Raw genomic sequence first — 15744 nt, forward strand, 5'->3', positions numbered from 1 at the left:
TTAGCCGCACACTTGGCGTTGTGTCCGATTTCGAGGTTCTTGTCCTGGGCTCCGGGCCCGGGGGTCAAAAAGCCGCCATCGCGGCCGCCAAACTGGAACGCCGAGTGGCGATCGTCGAACGACGCGACATGATCGGCGGGGTGTGCATCAACACCGGCACCATTCCCTCCAAGACGATGCGCGAGGCGGTGCTCTACCTCACCGGCCTCAACCAGCGTGAGATGTACGGCCAGAGCTACCGGCTGAAGGAGGAGATCACGGTCGCCGACCTCACCACCCGCACCGCGCACGTCGTGGGGCGCGAGGTCGACGTGATCCGCAGCCAGCTCGTACGCAACCGGGTCACCGTGCTGCCCGGCCTCGGCCGGTTCCTCGACCCGCACACCGTCGAGGTGGTGGACGAGCGCGGCAAGGAGCTCAAGGTCACCGCCGACAAGATCATCATCGCGACGGGCACCCGGCCGGCCCGGCCCGCCAGCGTCGAGTTCGACGACCGCACGGTCATCGACTCCGACGGCATGGTGCGGCTGGAGCGTGTGCCGGATTCGATGGTGGTGGTCGGCGCCGGGGTCATCGGCATCGAGTACGCCTCCATGTTCGCCGCGCTCGGCACCAAGGTCACGGTGGTGGAGCGGCGCGAGCGCATGCTCGACTTCTGCGACCTCGAAGTGGTGGAGGCGCTCAAGTACCACCTGCGGGACCTCGCGGTCACCTTCCGGTTCGGCGAGACCGTCGCCGCCGTGGAGCGGCGGGCACGCGGCTGCGTCACCGTCCTGGAAAGCGGCAAGAAGATCCCCGCGGAGACCGTGATGTACTCGGCGGGCCGCCAGGGCATGACCGACGGCCTCGGTCTGGAGGCGGCTGGGCTGGCCGCCGACGAGCGCGGCCGCATCGGCGTGGACGAGAACTACCGCACCTCGGTGCCCCACATCTACGCCGTGGGGGACGTCATCGGCTTCCCGTCGCTGGCCGCCACCTCGATGGAGCAGGGCCGTATCGCCGGTCACCACGCCTGCGGCGAGCCGATCAAGGCACTGTCCCACCAGCAGCCGATCGGCATCTACACCATCCCGGAGATCAGCTTCATCGGGAAGACCGAGGACGAGCTGACCCAGTCGCACATCCCGTTCGAGGTCGGGGTGTCCCGGTACCGCGAACTGGCCCGCGGCCAGATCATCGGCGACACCTACGGCATGCTGAAGCTGCTGGTGTCCCCGGAGGACCGGGCGCTGCTCGGCGTGCACGTCTTCGGCACCGGTGCCACCGAGCTGCTGCACATCGGGCAGGCCGTCATGGGCTGCGGCGGCACGGTGGACTACCTGGTGGACGCGGTGTTCAACTACCCGACCCTCGCCGAGTCCTACAAGGTGGCCGCCCTGGACGCGATGAACAAGATCCGCCGGATGGCCCGCTTCGCGGAGTGAGCGGGGCCGTCCCGGTGACGCGGGCCGGACATGACGGAGGCCGCCGGGCCCGGGCCCGGCGGCCTCGCGTCGTATACAGGGATCAGGCGGCCTCGGACTCCTCGCCGTCCATGGCGTCCATGGGCTGGGCCTGACCGGTGGCCTGCTCGTACACCCGCACCAGCTCGCGGGCGATGCGCTCCAGCGAGTAGCGGGACTTGGCACGGTCGGCGCCCGCGAAGCCCATGGCCGTGCGGCGGGTCAGGTCGCCGAGCAGGCGGCGCGCCCGCAGGGCCAGCAGGGCCGGGTCGCCGGGGCGGACCAGCAGGCCGGTCACGCCGTCCACCACCGAGTCGGCGTGCGCGCCCACCGCGGTGGCGATGACCGGGACGCCGCAGGCCATGGCCTCCAGCACCACCTTGCCCTCGGGCGCGGTGGCGGGCAGGGACAGCACGATGTCGGCGCCGCGCATCATCTTCGGCAGCGAGTTCGGCGGCACCGAGGAGAGCAGCGTCACCCGGTCCTCGACCCCGGCCTCCTTGGCCAGGATCCGCAGCCGCTCGATGTGCTCCTCACCGGTGCCGTCGCCCGCGACGACCAGCTCGGCGTCGGGGATGGCGTCCAGCGCGCGGATCGCGACGGCGGCGCCGCCCTCGGGAGCCAGCGGGCCGACCAGCAGCAGGCGGTGCCGCTCGCCGTGCGGGGCGGCCGGGCCCTGCCGGCGGAAGCGCTCGACGTCCACGCCGTGCGGGACGACGACGATGTGGCCGCGCGGCACCCCGAGCCTGATCAGCTCGGCGGCCTCGGCGGCGCAGGTCGCGACCACCGCGTCGGCGCGGCGGCCGATCGCCCGCTCCACCCGCACCCGGGCCGCGGTGGCGCGGTCGGCGGCGGCGCTGCGGGAGACCGCCCGGCGGCGCGCGCTGGTGCCGAGCGTGGGGAAGCTCTGCACCAGCGGGATGCCGAGGCCCTCGCCGGCGGCGACGGCGGCGAGGCCACCGGTCCAGGACCAGGCGTGCACCACGTCCGGGCGGTCCTTGCGCCACCGTGCGGCCAGGTGGGCGCTGAACTCGGCGATGTGCGGCGTCAGGTCGTGCTCGGCGACCGGGTGGGCGGGACCGGCGGCGACGTACTCGACGGTCACCTTGCTCGACGCCTTCACGCGGGGCTTGCGGTCGGCACTGTCACGCCGGGTGTAGACGGTGACCTTGTGCGCGCCGGGGAACTCGCGGGCGATGGCCGGGATGTCGGCGGGAAGCTCGTGCAGCGCAACGATGGCGATCTTCACGGCACACCTCAGGGGAATCAGGCCTCGTGGGCCGATGTACTTCTGAGTTGTGCCTGCGTCTTAGGCACTGAGTAATACGTGACTCAGTGTACCGATCTACCGGGCGCTGCAAACCCCTTTGCGGAAAAAAAATTCGGGAATCGCTGTACCTCGGTCAGCGGACGCGGCGCAGGGCGAACACCGTCGTCTCGTCCAGCACCTGCCCCCCGCAGAAGACCTGATGGTCGTCGTCCACGGCCTTGATCACGGCCGAGGCGGACTGGCCGGCGCACCGGGCCAGCACCTCGGTGAGGCGCCCCTCGCCGTACGGCAGCTCGGCCTGCCCGGCCCGGCCGCGCGACCCGGCGAGCCCGTCGGAGTACAGCACCAGCGTCTCACCCTGGGCCAGCGCCACCTCCTCCACCGGGAAGTCCGCGCCGATCTCGATGCCGAGCGGCATGCCGCCGCCCGCGGTGAACCGCACCCCGCCGTCCCCGCGCAGCACCGCCGGGGGATGGTTGCCGGCCGACGCCAGCCGCACCCGCCCGGTGCGGCCCCCGCTGGGGACGAACCCGGCGGCCACCATGACGAACATGCCGGTGTCCTGCGTCACCAGGGCGTCGTTGAGCCGCGCCACCACCGCGCCCGGGTCCTCCTCGCCGACGCTCAGCGCCCGCAGGCCGCCGCGGATCATCGCGGTCACCGACGCGGCCTCGTCACCCTGGCCGACCACGCCGCCCACCGCGAAGCCCCAGCCGTTCTTGATGCGGAACACGTCGTAGAACTCGCCGCCGACCGCCCGCGGGCCCGCGCCCTCGTGGTACGCCGCCGCGGTCTCGTAACCGGGGATGTCGGGAACCGTGCGGGGGAGCACCCCGGTCCTCAGCGTGTCCGCCGCGAGCGACCGGCCCTGGAAGATGCGCTGAGCGCGCAGCGCGAGGCCGATGTGGGCGCCGGCGTCCTCCATCAGCGCCAGATCGGCGAGGCCGAACGGCGGGCGGTCGCGCAGCCGCACCAGCGTGATCGCGCCCTGCGTCTCGTCGCCGGCCGTGATGGGCACGCTGAGCATCGACCCGGCGCGCATGGCGTTCAGCACGGGGGAGCCGTCGGGCAGCACGCCGAGCAGCGAATCGTCCTCCACCATCTCGTGCACCACGCCGCCCTGGCCGGTCAGCGCCCTGGCCACCAGCGGCGCGGACGTGGGGTCCATGCGCTCCAGCGCCCCCACCAGGCGGCCGGTGGGCTGGTTGGTCGGGCCGATCACCAGGGACCGCCGCGCGGCGCCGTCACGCAGCACGTCGGCCAGCACCCAGTCGGCCGTGTGCGAAGCCAGCAGGCGGCCCGCGCGGATCAGCGCGACCGGCTCGCTCAGGCTCTCCTCGTCCAGCAGCAGGCGCGTGAGCTGCGACATCAGCTCCCTGCGGCGCGCCGCGGCCACCACCACCGACTCCTCGGGGCCCTGCTCGTGACCCTCCGCGCGGCCCGAGTCGGGCACCCGCACCTCGATGGGCAGCGCCATCGCGGCCACCATCTCCTGCCGCTCGCCGGGCATGCGCAGCCGCGTGAGCACCAGCCGCACGTCGTGCGCGCGGCCCTGGTGGGTCAGCCGGGTCGGGAAGGCCGCGGGCTCCCCGGTGTGCAGCACCGAGGTCAGGTGGGAGCGGAACGCGGCCCGGCGGGAGACGTCCACCAGCAGCGGGAACGCGCGGCCGGTGAGGTAGCCGTCCGGGCTGCCGAGCAGGCGTGAGGTCTCGGCGTTCACCCGCCGCACGGTGCCCGTCGAGTCGAGCACCGCGATCGGGACCGGCAGCGCGCGGTACAGCGTGCGCAGCAGCTTCAGCTCACGGCCCGCGCCGCTGTCCTTGCCGCTCGACCGGCGGCGCGACCCGCCGAGCGCGGACTGCAGCAGCTCCCGGGCGAGCTCCAGCTCGGCGAGGGCGGCGTCCGCGGTGGGACCGGGGTCGTCCGGATACGCCGCCCGCGCGTCGCGCAGGGACGCGATGCGGTCGGTGAGGTCGCTCAGCGACTGTTCCAGGGCCGGAAGATCGGTCGGGTCGGTCAATTGGGGTCCTTCGTACGGCTCGTGAGGGGGTGCGGCTCCCCGCTAGACGGTACGCCAACGGCCACCCTCCCAGAGACGAGCATCCGCCGCGTGGACTTAACCTGGCAACCCAGGGAAGCGGTAGCCGTGTATGGAGACGATGCCGATGTTCAGTCCGGCGCTCGCCCGTGATCTGGCGGCGCTCGGCCGTGTGACCGAGGGCACCTCGATAGAGAGTGTCCTGCGGGGCATCACCACGGCCGTCGCGGTGGGGGTGCCCGGCTGCGCGGGGGGCACCGTCGAGCTGCGGCGCGAGGAGCGGCTCATGCTGGCCGCCTCGCACAGCGACCTCATCGCGCTGGTCGACCACGAGCAGGCCCTCGGCGAGGGACCCTCGGCCGAGGCGCTCGCGACCGGGCGCGACGTGCTGGTGCAGGACGTGCTGCACGACACCCGCTGGCCACGCTACTCCGCCACCGCCGTCCGGCACGGCGTGCGGTCCACGTTGGTGCTGCCGATCCGCATCGACGGCGCGGTCCTGCTGCTCGGGCTGTACGCCGTGCGTCCCGGCGCGTTCTCGCTGGTGTCCGCCGGGCCGCTGTCGGCGCTGCTCACCGAGCACCTCACCGTCGCGCTCGCCAACATCAGCGACTACGACCACGTGCTCACCGGCGCCGCGCAGCTCCAGGAAGCGCTCGCCGGCCGTTCGGTGATCGACCAGGCCAAGGGCATCATCATGCACGCGAGCGGTTGCTCGGCCGAGGCGGCGTTCGACGAACTGCGCCGGCTGTCCCAGCACCACCAGGTCAAGGTGGCCGACCTCGCGCGGTTGCTGGTCAGCGAGCACCAGAGCAAGCACGGCGGCGCCGCGCCCACGGGGTGATTCCGGCCGGTCCGGATCCGTGACTTTCAGGCCGTCACGCACGGAAGGCGGCCAGCGCCTCCTCCAGCGTGTCGTACAGCGGGAGCCGCTGGGCGAGGCCCGTGACCCACATGACCCGCGAGTTCGAGTACTGCACGCCGACCAGGGCGAAGTGGCCGTCCGCCGCCCTGGTGCGCTGCCAGTGGTGCACGATCAGGCCGAGGGCCCGCGAGTCCATGAACGTGACGCCGGACAGGTCCAGCACCAGGTCGGGCCCGTGTTCGTCGGTGATCCCGGCCAGCCTGTCGGTGAACTGCGTGCGCGTCGTCGCGTCGAGGACGCCGTTCACGGCGACCACGGGCACTCCATCGGCGACCCTGGACTCTAGGGTCAGGGCCGCACCCGCCCTATCTGGAACGGTCACCACGCGCCTCCTCGCCGCTTCGCTCTGGCGCATGGCGCCTCCCCCGTCGGGGGTCACTCGCAACATTACTGTTGCCCGGGGGGTAGCAATACTCTTGATTTTCGGGCAATACTGGATGCGAGGTCCAGCAGAGGGCCTCGTCTCGACAGTAGTACGCGAGGCGATGCCGGCTCTGCATGCCCTGGGCCGGTCCCGCCTCGCCGCAGGGCATAAGAGGAGAGCAGCAATGGCTGCCGAGGACCGCACCTTCCCCCAGATTGACGTCACCGCCGAGGACCTCCTGCGCGAGCTCGCCGAGCCGGGCATCACGGAGGACCACAAGGCCCGGCTGCGCGAGAAGATCGTCGAGATGCACCTGCCCATGGCGCGGGAGATCGCACGGCGATACCTGCACCGGGGCGAGCCCATGGAGGACCTGCTTCAGGCGGCCTACGTGGGGCTCATGAAGGCGATCAACGGGTTCGACGCCGAACTGGGGCACAGCTTCAGAGGCTATGCCATGGTCACCATGACAGGCGAAGTGAAGCGGCACTTCCGCGACCGCACCTGGGCGGTCCGCGTACCGCGGCTGTACCAGGAACGGCGATCCGAGCTCAACCGGCTCGTCGCCGACTTCACGCAGGAGCTCGGCCGGTTCCCCACGGTGGCCGAACTGGCCAAGCGCATGGGGATCTCCGAAGAGGACATGCTCCTCACCATGGACGCGTCCGCCGCGTACAGCACCCTGTCGCTGGACGCCCCCATGGGGGCCGACGACGACGCCGCGGCGCTCGGCGACGTGATCCCCGACGAGGACGACGACCTCAGCACCCTCGTGGACCGTGAGGCCGTCAAGCCGCTCATCGACGGGCTGCCCGAGCGGGAGCGCAACATCCTGCTCCTGCGTTTCTACGGCAACCTGACCCAGGCCGAGATCGCCGCCGAGTTCGGCATCTCGCAGATGCACGTCTCCCGGATCCTGCGCAAGGTACTGGACCAGCTCCGCGCTCAGCTCGTGGCCGCGTAACCAGATCGTTTCCCCGGATCCGGGCGCCGTTTGATTAGGGGCCCGGATCCGGGGCACTGAACGGCGACGAAGCCCGATTATCCATCCGGATCCAGGGCACAGAACGGCGAGCAGGGGTAACGCGCAGGGTACCTTCACTGACGTCCTGGTATGGGGAGGTATCTTCGTCGATGTACGTGGGCGGTGGTATCGGGGTTCGCGCCCTGCCGTGGTTGATCGCTCTTGGAGGCGGTTATCGGGTGAACGAGGACCAAGTCCCGCCTCCCCGTTTCCGCGCGAACGGGGAGTCAGACCGGCCGTTTGCCTTCGGCACGGCGGTCTCGGAGATGACGTTCCGCGTGGGCGACCTCCCTGACGTCCGCGACTTCGCCGCCCACCAGGCCCGCCGCGCCGGCATGTCCGAGACCGCCATAGGCGACTACCTGGTGGCCATCAACGAGGTGGCCACCAACGCCGTGACCCACGGCACCGCCAAAGCCTGGCTCCGCGTCTGGTGCGACGCCGGCGACCTCGTCGTCCACGTCCACGACGACGGCCACTGGATCCTCACGGAAACCCCTGGCATGACCGCCCCCCACGACTACTCCACCAGCGGCATGGGCCTGTGGGTGGCCCGCCGCCTGGCCAAACACCTGACCCTCGACACCGGCACCACAGGCACCAACTTGATCATGCGCTTCTCCCTGTAGCCCCACCAGGAACCCCCCGATGGGCCACCACAGGCGACAAATGCGCCGCCCCCCGGGGCAACCTCCCCGAAGACCGCGCTCCGCGCGAAGACCACCTCGCCGCCCTTGACGGCGGCACCCCCACACCACCCCGAAGGCGCTCCGCGCGGTGTCCGCACGGGGCCTTTCCTATGTGTGGGTGAGTCTCTACACCTGCCGAGGGACCCGTGCCGGGCTGGGGTGGGAGGAAATGCCAGGGCCCTTCGGCATGGTCCGTGCGCGGCGGCGCTTCTCCGTCAATCAATCGACACCACCACCTCCCGGGCGGAGAGGGCCGGACATGTGAGAGGGCGCCGTCGCCGGGGGACGACGGCGCCCTCTCTCGCCGGGCGGGCCCGAGGCCCGGAAGGGCCCGCGCGGCGGGACTCGGGGGTCAGCGGCGGGCGCGGCTGCGGCGGTAGCCCTGCCAGGCTCCGGCTGAGGCGGTGCCGATGCCGCCTTGATGGAGGGCCAGGAGGCACAGGCCCAGGGCCAGCAGGGCGGTGGTGGAGATGCCGATGCTGGTTCCGATCAGGGCGAAAAGGAAGGCGATTCCGAAAACGATCGCTGCGGCGATGGCCAGCATGTCTACCTCGCTATGTGTCGGGCCGGACGGGATTCCGATCCGGCGGGATCGTTGGCTATGTCGACAAGTTCGTCCAGCAGGGAGCGGTACTCCCGAAGCGTGACGCGCAGGCGTTCTGTGTCGCCCTGGTCGCTGTCCTTCCAGCGGTCGGTGAGGTCCTGCTTGCGCTTCACCACGTGGCTGAAGACCTCGTCCACCAGTTCGTCGGCCTGGCGGACGGCGTCACGCGGGTCGTCCACGAAGCTCGCCTGCACCTCCCGCCACCGCTGCCGGAAGTCCACTCCGGGCTCCGCGGGGGGAGTCGGCGGCACGACGTCCGGCACGGGCTCGGGGATCTCCGCCGCGGGGGCGGTGAGGTCGGCGGGGTCCGGCTGGTCGGACACCTCCGGATAGTCGACCAGATCGGCCGTCCGGTCCCGTTCCGTCGTGTCGGCCTCCTCGGGGCCGTGCTCGGGGTCGGGGGCCGGGGAGGAGCCGGCGACCAGCAGATCGCCTTCGTGCTGCGGCCGGTGGACGGGGCCGGGCTTGTCGTCCGGCGCGATGCCGTGGTCCGCCGGGGCCGCGCGGTCGTTCAACGGGGTCGCGCCGTCGTCCGCCGGGGTCGCGTCGTCGTTCACCCGGTCGCTCTCCTCACGCACCCGGTCGCCCTCTTCGGCCGTCACCGGGTTCGCCGCGTCATCGTCGTTCTTTCCCAGTCGATCGAAGTCACTGGCGCCGGTGAAACCGGTCGCCTCGTCTTTGTCCCTCACCCCGGAGTTCCTCTCCCTGTCCTCACCATCACCCGCCGGATCACGGCGATAAGGCTCCACCGCCGTCACCCCCTCTGCCCGTCACGCTCGGCCCCCCGCCCCTCGGGCGTCACCGCGGTGTGCTCCCGCGCGCGCTCGGCCGCCACATCGGGCCGGCCGGCGGCGCGGCGTTCCCCGGTGCCGTCCACACGGGCCGCCGGCTCCGCGCCGAGCAGTTCCTCGAACAGTGCCCGGTAGTGCACCATCGCCTGCCGGAGTTCCTCGGTCGACGCCTCCTGACGTGCCGCCCGGCTGCTGATCTCGTGGGCCGCGCGGTAGTGGTCCAGCGTCGCCCCGTGGGCGACCGACAGGTCGGCCACCTGCTGCTCGAACCCCTCGGTCGGGTACCCGCGGTCCGACATGACGGACGTGACCAGGTGGTCGGCTTCCGTCACCGCGAACCCCGGCGCGTCCACGAACCGCTCCTGCACCTCGGTCCACTTCTTCGCGTACATCGAGCGGGTCTCCGGCGCGAGGTCCTTGATGTCCAGCCGCGCGTGCCGCTGCTCCCGTTCCCGCAGGTCCTGTTCCGCTTCCCGCCGGCTCTCCCGCTCCTGGACCGCCCGCTCGTACTCCGGCCCGAACCGTTCCTGTAGCCTCCGCCTGCGCTGCTGCCGCGTCGCGAAGTATCCGACCGCCACGATCGCCACCACCGCGGCAACAACAACGGCCACCCAAGTGATGGTCATGTCTGCCTCCGGGTCAAGTCGTCTGCCTAACCACCCACCGACTGCCCGAGAACCCACCCCCAAAACGAAGTCGCTTCAGGTCAACCTGGGGTGGTGCCCAGGGAGTGTCAGGGGTGGCTTTCAGCGACGAGAGGAGATCGGGTGGACGCCGATCTCGAGGAATTCGTGCGGCGCCGGGGCGGCCACCACCTGAGAACGGCGGTTCTGCTCACCGGCGACCGGCACGCCGCGGAGGACCTGGTGCACTCGTGCCCTCGGGAAGTCACACCGGGTGTGGCATCGGCTGGACACCGGTGGCGGGAACCCCGACGCCTCCCTGCGCCGCGTGCTGGGTCAACACCCACCGCTCGTGGTGGCGTGCCCGGTGGCGCAGGGAGATACCGCGCGGGCCGCGGGCGATGCGGCGGCTGGTCTCGCCGGGGGCGGCTGTCAACCGCGGTGGGCGTCGCCGCCGCGGTGGGGACGACCGTGCTGGTCGTCCTGCCCGGCGGCCGGCCTTCGGCGCAGGCCCAGGTGGCGGCCGCGGCCGAGCACACCGGCAGGGACAGCTTCCGCGTCCGCGTCACCGCCGGCGCGCGAACCTTCGAGGGCGCCTTCGATCCCGCCCGGCGCGTGGGCGTCATCACCGAGGAGGGCGGCGCGTCGGAGACGCGCTTCATCGGCGACCTGATGTACATGCGGAAGTCGCCGGCCACGGGGTGGGAGGTCCACCCGCGCAACGGGATGAAGAACGACACGCCGGCCGCCACCGCCCTGGTCAAGCTCGCCCCCAGGATCGTCAGACAGCCCTGAGCCGGCTCCGGTCCGCCACCGGCGTCCGTGAGACCGGACCTGCCTCCGGCCCTGCCTGGACCGGCCTGCGGTTCACGTTCTCCCTGAAGGACGAGCGGTGGCCCGGCTCCGCCGCGTCGGCCAAGCCCACGCAGGCCTCGGGCAGCGTGGACGTGGACGATCAGGGACGGGTCCGGCGCATGGAGGTCACCTTCCAGGACAACGGCCAGAGTGACGTCATGGACCTCGGCGACTTCGGCACCCGGGTGACGGTCACCCCGCCGCCGGCCGGCCAGGTCGAGCGGAAGCCGGGCGACGACCCGGACGTCAAGCCGGCCAAGAGGCCGGACGGAGAGGCCGCCGAGCGGCCGGCCGTCCCGGCCTCCTGACCGGCGGGCGGCCCTGGCCGAACCTGAACTGGTCAGAGCGGGATTATCACGCTCTGACCAGTTTTGTGTGATGTAAAAAAGGCTGCACGCGCACCACGCCACCGAAAATCATTCGCTCCCCGTGCCCACGCTGCGCCAACATGGCCATAGTCGTGGGTATTCAGAAGGGGCGGGTGGTCGTGCTCGGATTTGTCGATTCTCCCGAGGAAAAATCGTCCGTCCGCAGGTCGGCCGTTCTGCTGGCGCTGCGGTATTACAGCAGGACGTTGCTCGACCTGTGGCGGGTCGCCGTGCCCGCGCTGATCGGGCCGGCGCTCGGAAACATCTGCCTTTACTACCTGGCGCCGCTGATGGTGGGCGGCATCGTGGGCCGGCTGGCCGCGGGCGGGGGCGGCGCCGTCGCCGAGCTCGTTCCGTACGTGCTCGGCTTCGGGGCGCTGATGCTCACGGGCGAGGTGTTGTGGCGGGTGGGCATCCACTTCCTGAACCGCACCGACGCCCGGGGCATCGAGCGGCTCGGGGTGACGGGCATGGACAAGTTGCTGGCCAAGGACGCCGCGTTCTTCCACGACAACTTCGCCGGCTCGCTGACCAAACGAGTGCTGAGCTTCTCCAGCGGGTTCGAGAACTTCATGGACACCATGACGTTCTCGATCGTGTCCAAGGTGGTGCCGCTGGCGTTCGCCTCGGTGGTGCTGTGGCGGTACCACCCGCTTTTGGTCCTCGTGCTCATGGGCCTCATCGTCATCACGGCCTTCCTGGTCGCCCCGCTCATCCGCCGCCGCCAGAAGCTGGTGGACCAGCGGGAGGCCGCCAAGGTGCGGGTGTCCGGGCACGTCGCCGACGTGCTGTCCAACATGGACACGGTCCGCGCGTTCGCCGCCGAGGACCGCGAGGCGGTGGAGAACCGGGCCAGGCTCGCCGAGCAGCGCAAGCTGTCGCTGCGTTCCTGGGACTACGGCAACCTGCGGGTGGACACCGTCGTCGCGCCGCTGGCGGTCCTCACCAGCACCCTCGGCCTGCTCCTCGCCGTCGTCCTGCGCGGCGGCCTCGGCGTGGAGGCCATCGTGGTGACGTTCACCTACTACGCGCACGCGATCAGCATCATGTTCGAGTTCAACCAGGTCTACCGCCGCCTGGAGAGCGTGCTCACCGAGGCCGCCCAGTTCACCGAGCTGCTCCTCACGCCGCCGGCCGTCGTCGACCCGGACGAACCGCAGCCGCTGCGCCCGGCGGACGCCGGCGTCCGGTTCGAGCGGGTGACGTTCGCGCACGCCGGCAATCCGCGCCTGTTCGACGGCCTGGACCTGCACATCCCCGCCGGCACCAAGATCGGCCTGGTCGGCCGGTCCGGCGGCGGCAAGACCACCCTGACCCGGTTGCTGCTGCGTCTCATGGACATCGAAGGCGGCCGCATCCTGATCGGCGGCCAGGACATCAGCCGGCTCCGCCAGGCGGACCTGCGCAGCCTGATCGCGTACGTCCCCCAGGAGCCCGCCATGTTCCACCGGTCGCTGCGCGACAACATCGCGTTCGCCCGGCCGGGCGCCACCGACGCCGAGATCCAGCAGGCCGCGCGGGCGGCGCACGTCACCGAGTTCGCCGAGGCCCTGCCGGACGGCTTCGACACACTGGTGGGGGAGCGCGGCGTCAAGTTGTCCGGCGGCCAGCGGCAGCGCGTCGCCCTCGCCCGGGCCATCCTGCGGGACGCGCCGATCCTGCTGCTGGACGAGGCCACGAGCGCGCTGGACTCCGAGAGCGAGATCCTCGTCCAGGAAGCCCTGTGGCGCCTGATGCGCGACCGCACCGCCCTCGTGGTCGCGCACCGGCTGAGCACCGTCGTCCGCATGGACCGCCTGGTCGTCCTCGACCAGGGCCGCATCGTGGAACAGGGCGACCACCGCGAGCTCCTCGAGGCCCAGGGACCGTACGCCCGCCTGTGGCACCACCAGTCGGGGGGCTTCCTGCTCGAAGAGGACGCCTCGGACGCCGTCCGCAGCTAGCCCGCACCCCCTGGTGACTAACGGGTGCGAAATGTGAAGATTGGAGGCGTTTGTCGACATAACGATAGGTGGAACATGACAGGCGATCACGCCCGCAAAGCACTGGTGGTCCGCGGAGGCTGGGAGGGGCACGTCCCGGTGGAGGCCACAGAGCTCTTCATCCCCTTCCTTGAGAAGCACGGATTCGAGGTGCACCGGGCGGACTCGCCCGCGCCGTACGCGGACCCCGCGTTCATGTCCGGTGTCGACCTCATCGTGCAGTGCTACACCATGGGCACGATCGAGCCGGGGGAACTGCGAGGGCTGGAGAGCGCGATCCGGGCCGGCACGGGACTGGCCGGCTGGCACGGCGGCATCGCCGACTCCTTCCGCAACTCCTCCGACTACCTGCACCTCATCGGCGGCCAGTTCGCCTGCCACCCCGGCAAGGACCCGGTGGAGCGGGACGGATCGCAGGCCGACAACTTCGTCCCCTACACCGTGAACATGCTGCCCCCGGCGAGCACCCACCCCATCACCGAGGGCATCGCGGACTTCGACCTGGTCACCGAGCAGTACTGGGTGCTGGCCGACGACTACATCGACGTGCTGGCCACCACGACGCAGAAGATCCGCCCGTGGGACCCCTGGCACCGGGAGGTCACCTCGCCGGCGATCTGGACCAGGGAATGGGGCAACGGGAAGATCTTCGTCGCCACACCCGGGCACAGCCTCGACGTCCTTCAGGACGGCAACGTGCGCACCGTCATCGAGAGGGGAATGTTGTGGGCCAGCCGGTGAACGTCGGCGTCGTCGGCTGCGGTGTCATCTTCACCCAGTACGCGCAGACCATCGAACGCCTGCCGGAACTGCGCCTCGTCGCCGTGGCCGACCTGGACCCCGAGCGGGCCAGGGAGGCGGCGCGGCCGTACGCGGGCGTCGAGGTCCTGAGCGTGCCGGAACTGATGGCCGACCCGCGCGTCGACGTCGTGCTGAACCTGACCATCCCGGCCGCGCACGCCGAGATCGCGCTGCTGGCCATCGCGGCCGGCAAGGACGTCTACAGCGAGAAGCCCCTGGCGGTGACCGCCGCCGACGCCGCGCGGGTGCTGAGCGCGGCCGCCGCCGCGGGCGTGCGCGTGGGCTGCGCCCCCGACACGGTGCTCGGCACCGGCACCCAGACGGCCCGCAAGGCCATCGACGACGGCCTGATCGGCCGGCCGGTGTCCGCCACCGCCACCATGATCACCGCCGGCCACGAACGGTGGCACCCGAACCCTGACTTCTACTACGCCCCCGGCGGCGGCCCCCTGATGGACATGGGCCCGTACTACATCACGTGCCTGGTCACCCTGCTCGGCCCGGTGACGACGGTCATCGGCGCCGCCAGCCGCACCCGCCCCAAGCGGACCATCGGCTCGGGCCCCCGCGCCGGCGAGGAGGTCCCGGTGACCGTCGACACCCACGTCACCGGCGTGCTGTCCCACGCGTCAGGAGCACTGTCCACCCTGGTGATGAGCTTCGACGGCGAGGCCACCACCGCCCCCAACATCGAGGTCCACGGCGAACGAGGCTCCCTCACCGTCCCCGACCCCAACCACTTCGACGGCCCCGTCCTGCTCGCCAGACCCGGCCAGGACGGCTGGCAGCCCATCCCCGCCACAGCCGGCCACATCGGAGCCGGCCGCGGAGTAGGCCTGATGGACTTCGCCACGACCCCCCCAGGCGGAGAGCCCCGCGCCGGCGGCAGACTCGGCTACCACGTACTCGACATCATGGAGTCCCTGCTGTCCTCGGCCCACTCCGGCACCGCGATACCCATCACAAGCACATGTGAACGCCCCGAACCTGTGTGACAACGACGGAAAAGCCGTCCCCGCCCGCCGGGGACGGCCCCGCCGGACGTGAGCCCGGGGTCGGTTCTCTTCGTGAAGAAGGCCACCTGCTTCCTGATGCCCCTGGGCGAGGAAGTCGCTCCTGGAATACCGTTCCACCAGGTCACCGATTATCACGAGCGTTACCGCCTTTTCGGTGTCGGCACGCCGCGTGTCATCTCAGGCAAGCTCCTCGACGAGTACCGCGCCGCCGAGCTTTTGTCGAAATTCGGCGAATGGATCTGCCCGTCTGTCTCAGGACCCGCGCCCTCACCGGTGGGCCGGCGAAAAAAGAATACGAGAATGTGGACGCTCAGCGGATCCCGGGGACGACCCCCGAGGCGAGCAGGCCGACGACCATGCCGGGGTCGGGGATGTCCTGGCTGTCGACGTAGGTGACGGTGAAGCCGGGGGTGCGCAGGTCCAGGAGGCGGCGGGCCAGGGTGTGCTGAAGCACCGTCTCGGTGTACGCGGCGAGGAGACCGAGCGTGGTGTACGCCTCCGGCGTCTCGTTCTCGCAGGGGCCGAGACCGCCTCAGAGTTGCCAGAAGCGGTCCATGACCGTGATGTGGCCGATGCCGGCGGCCTTGGCGTCCCGTGCGGTCCGCGCCAGGCTGGGTCCGAGCGCGGCGGCGCCTCCGGGGCAGGTGGAGCCGGCGATGTGCGGGCCGGGTTCCAATGCGAGGCTCCCTCGCGAGTTACCGCGGTATTCGCTGATCTTGCTGCGCCGTCCGGCCCGCGGTATCGGATCCCTGAGTATCCCGGCTGCGTCTGACATCTGTATTGACACCGTGGGGGACAGCGGATTCGAGTCCGAGAGTGGAATGACGCCGTGTGTTCTCCGCGTGCCGCTCAGGTGAAACTTTCACAGGCTGCTCGCCGGCTCGGCGAAGGACATCTGCCGAGGCTGTCGGCGGGCGGCCGCCGGTCGTGGTATGCCGTCATGCCGGGCGCG

17 protein-coding genes are annotated in these 15744 nt (G+C 71.1%); 9 read left to right on the top strand and 8 right to left on the bottom strand.

Annotated elements, in window-relative coordinates:
• The first annotated feature begins 20 nt into the window (after nt 1-20).
• Entirely contained in the window at nt 21-1424 is a 1404-nt protein-coding gene (gene sthA / locus ABGB17_RS34225) for a Si-specific NAD(P)(+) transhydrogenase (protein ID WP_347637625.1), read from the top strand.
• A gap of 82 nt (nt 1425-1506) precedes the next feature.
• Here sthA and ABGB17_RS34230 read toward each other — a convergent pair whose 3' ends face one another.
• Both ABGB17_RS34230 and ABGB17_RS34235 read right to left on the bottom strand, forming a co-directional pair.
• Nucleotides 1507-2691: a glycosyltransferase gene (locus ABGB17_RS34230; RefSeq protein ID WP_347637627.1), complete on the bottom strand. Its 1185-nt coding sequence runs from the start codon at nt 2689-2691 to the stop codon at nt 1507-1509.
• A 154-nt stretch (nt 2692-2845) separates the two neighbouring features.
• Nucleotides 2846-4732, bottom strand: coding sequence for a SpoIIE family protein phosphatase (locus ABGB17_RS34235; protein ID WP_347637629.1), 1887 nt, complete (start codon nt 4730-4732; stop codon nt 2846-2848).
• A gap of 145 nt (nt 4733-4877) precedes the next feature.
• Here ABGB17_RS34235 and ABGB17_RS34240 point away from each other — a divergent pair, with 145 nt between their 5' ends.
• Nucleotides 4878-5594 carry a GAF and ANTAR domain-containing protein gene (locus tag ABGB17_RS34240; RefSeq protein WP_347637631.1) on the top strand — a complete coding sequence of 239 codons (717 nt, stop codon included), beginning with the start codon at nt 4878-4880 and terminating at the stop codon, nt 5592-5594.
• Between the two features lie 34 nt (nt 5595-5628).
• Here the strand turns inward: ABGB17_RS34240 and ABGB17_RS34245 are convergent, their stop codons facing one another.
• Nucleotides 5629-5997, bottom strand: coding sequence for an STAS domain-containing protein (locus ABGB17_RS34245; RefSeq protein ID WP_347637633.1), 369 nt, complete (start codon nt 5995-5997; stop codon nt 5629-5631).
• 226 nt (nt 5998-6223) lie between these two features.
• On the opposite strand from ABGB17_RS34245, the gene ABGB17_RS34250 reads away from it, so the two are divergent.
• Complete coding sequence (locus ABGB17_RS34250) at nt 6224-7003, top strand: SigB/SigF/SigG family RNA polymerase sigma factor (RefSeq protein ID WP_347637635.1); 780 nt, start codon at nt 6224-6226, stop codon at nt 7001-7003.
• 326 nt (nt 7004-7329) lie between these two features.
• Nucleotides 7330-7692, top strand: coding sequence for an ATP-binding protein (locus ABGB17_RS34255; RefSeq protein WP_347637637.1), 363 nt, complete (start codon nt 7330-7332; stop codon nt 7690-7692).
• A 412-nt stretch (nt 7693-8104) separates the two neighbouring features.
• Here the strand turns inward: ABGB17_RS34255 and ABGB17_RS34260 are convergent, their stop codons facing one another.
• From ABGB17_RS34260 to ABGB17_RS34270, 3 genes are all read right to left on the bottom strand, one after another.
• Nucleotides 8105-8296, bottom strand: coding sequence for a hypothetical protein (locus tag ABGB17_RS34260; RefSeq protein WP_347637639.1), 192 nt, complete (start codon nt 8294-8296; stop codon nt 8105-8107).
• 2 nt (nt 8297-8298) lie between these two features.
• On the bottom strand, nt 8299-9045 hold the full coding sequence (locus ABGB17_RS34265; protein ID WP_347637643.1) for a hypothetical protein: 747 nt from the start codon (nt 9043-9045) through the stop codon (nt 8299-8301).
• A gap of 65 nt (nt 9046-9110) precedes the next feature.
• Entirely contained in the window at nt 9111-9773 is a 663-nt protein-coding gene (locus tag ABGB17_RS34270) for a hypothetical protein (RefSeq protein WP_347637645.1), read from the bottom strand.
• A gap of 438 nt (nt 9774-10211) precedes the next feature.
• Between ABGB17_RS34270 and ABGB17_RS34275 the strand changes: the two genes are divergently transcribed.
• The 5 genes from ABGB17_RS34275 (at nt 10212) to ABGB17_RS34295 (ending at nt 14771) form a co-directional block, all read left to right on the top strand.
• Entirely contained in the window at nt 10212-10565 is a 354-nt protein-coding gene (locus tag ABGB17_RS34275; RefSeq protein WP_347637647.1) for a hypothetical protein, read from the top strand.
• A gap of 152 nt (nt 10566-10717) precedes the next feature.
• A complete protein-coding gene (locus tag ABGB17_RS34280) occupies nt 10718-10933 on the top strand; it encodes a hypothetical protein (protein WP_347637649.1) in 216 nt (71 codons plus the stop codon).
• 152 nt (nt 10934-11085) lie between these two features.
• Nucleotides 11086-12936: an ABC transporter ATP-binding protein gene (locus tag ABGB17_RS34285; protein ID WP_347637651.1), complete on the top strand. Its 1851-nt coding sequence runs from the start codon at nt 11086-11088 to the stop codon at nt 12934-12936.
• 75 nt (nt 12937-13011) lie between these two features.
• Entirely contained in the window at nt 13012-13716 is a 705-nt protein-coding gene (locus tag ABGB17_RS34290) for a ThuA domain-containing protein (protein WP_347637653.1), read from the top strand.
• Complete coding sequence (locus ABGB17_RS34295; RefSeq protein WP_347637655.1) at nt 13701-14771, top strand: Gfo/Idh/MocA family oxidoreductase; 1071 nt, start codon at nt 13701-13703, stop codon at nt 14769-14771. Before ABGB17_RS34290 ends, ABGB17_RS34295 begins: the two co-directional genes overlap by 16 nt.
• Nucleotides 14772-15102: 331 nt before the next feature.
• Here ABGB17_RS34295 and ABGB17_RS34300 read toward each other — a convergent pair whose 3' ends face one another.
• Nucleotides 15103-15246 (bottom strand): hypothetical protein, encoded by a 144-nt coding sequence (locus tag ABGB17_RS34300; protein WP_347637657.1) that lies wholly within the window; start codon nt 15244-15246, stop codon nt 15103-15105.
• A gap of 78 nt (nt 15247-15324) precedes the next feature.
• Nucleotides 15325-15468 (bottom strand): hypothetical protein, encoded by a 144-nt coding sequence (locus tag ABGB17_RS34305; protein ID WP_347637659.1) that lies wholly within the window; start codon nt 15466-15468, stop codon nt 15325-15327.
• Nucleotides 15469-15744: the final 276 nt, after the last annotated feature.

This window comes from Sphaerisporangium sp. B11E5 (genome assembly GCF_039871875.1).
Classification (GTDB): domain Bacteria; phylum Actinomycetota; class Actinomycetes; order Streptosporangiales; family Streptosporangiaceae; genus Sphaerisporangium.

Excerpts from the sequence above, each read along its gene's own strand:
- ABGB17_RS34290 (WP_347637653.1), top strand. The coding sequence starts at position 13,012 with ATGACAGGCGATCACGCCCGCAAAGCACTGGTGGTCCGCGGAGGCTGG.
- ABGB17_RS34240 (WP_347637631.1), top strand. The coding sequence starts at position 4,878 with ATGTTCAGTCCGGCGCTCGCCCGTGATCTGGCGGCGCTCGGCCGTGTG.
- ABGB17_RS34250 (WP_347637635.1), top strand. The coding sequence starts at position 6,224 with ATGGCTGCCGAGGACCGCACCTTCCCCCAGATTGACGTCACCGCCGAG.
- ABGB17_RS34255 (WP_347637637.1), top strand. The coding sequence starts at position 7,330 with ATGACGTTCCGCGTGGGCGACCTCCCTGACGTCCGCGACTTCGCCGCC.
- ABGB17_RS34260 (WP_347637639.1), bottom strand. The coding sequence starts at position 8,296 with ATGCTGGCCATCGCCGCAGCGATCGTTTTCGGAATCGCCTTCCTTTTC.
- ABGB17_RS34270 (WP_347637645.1), bottom strand. The coding sequence starts at position 9,773 with ATGACCATCACTTGGGTGGCCGTTGTTGTTGCCGCGGTGGTGGCGATC.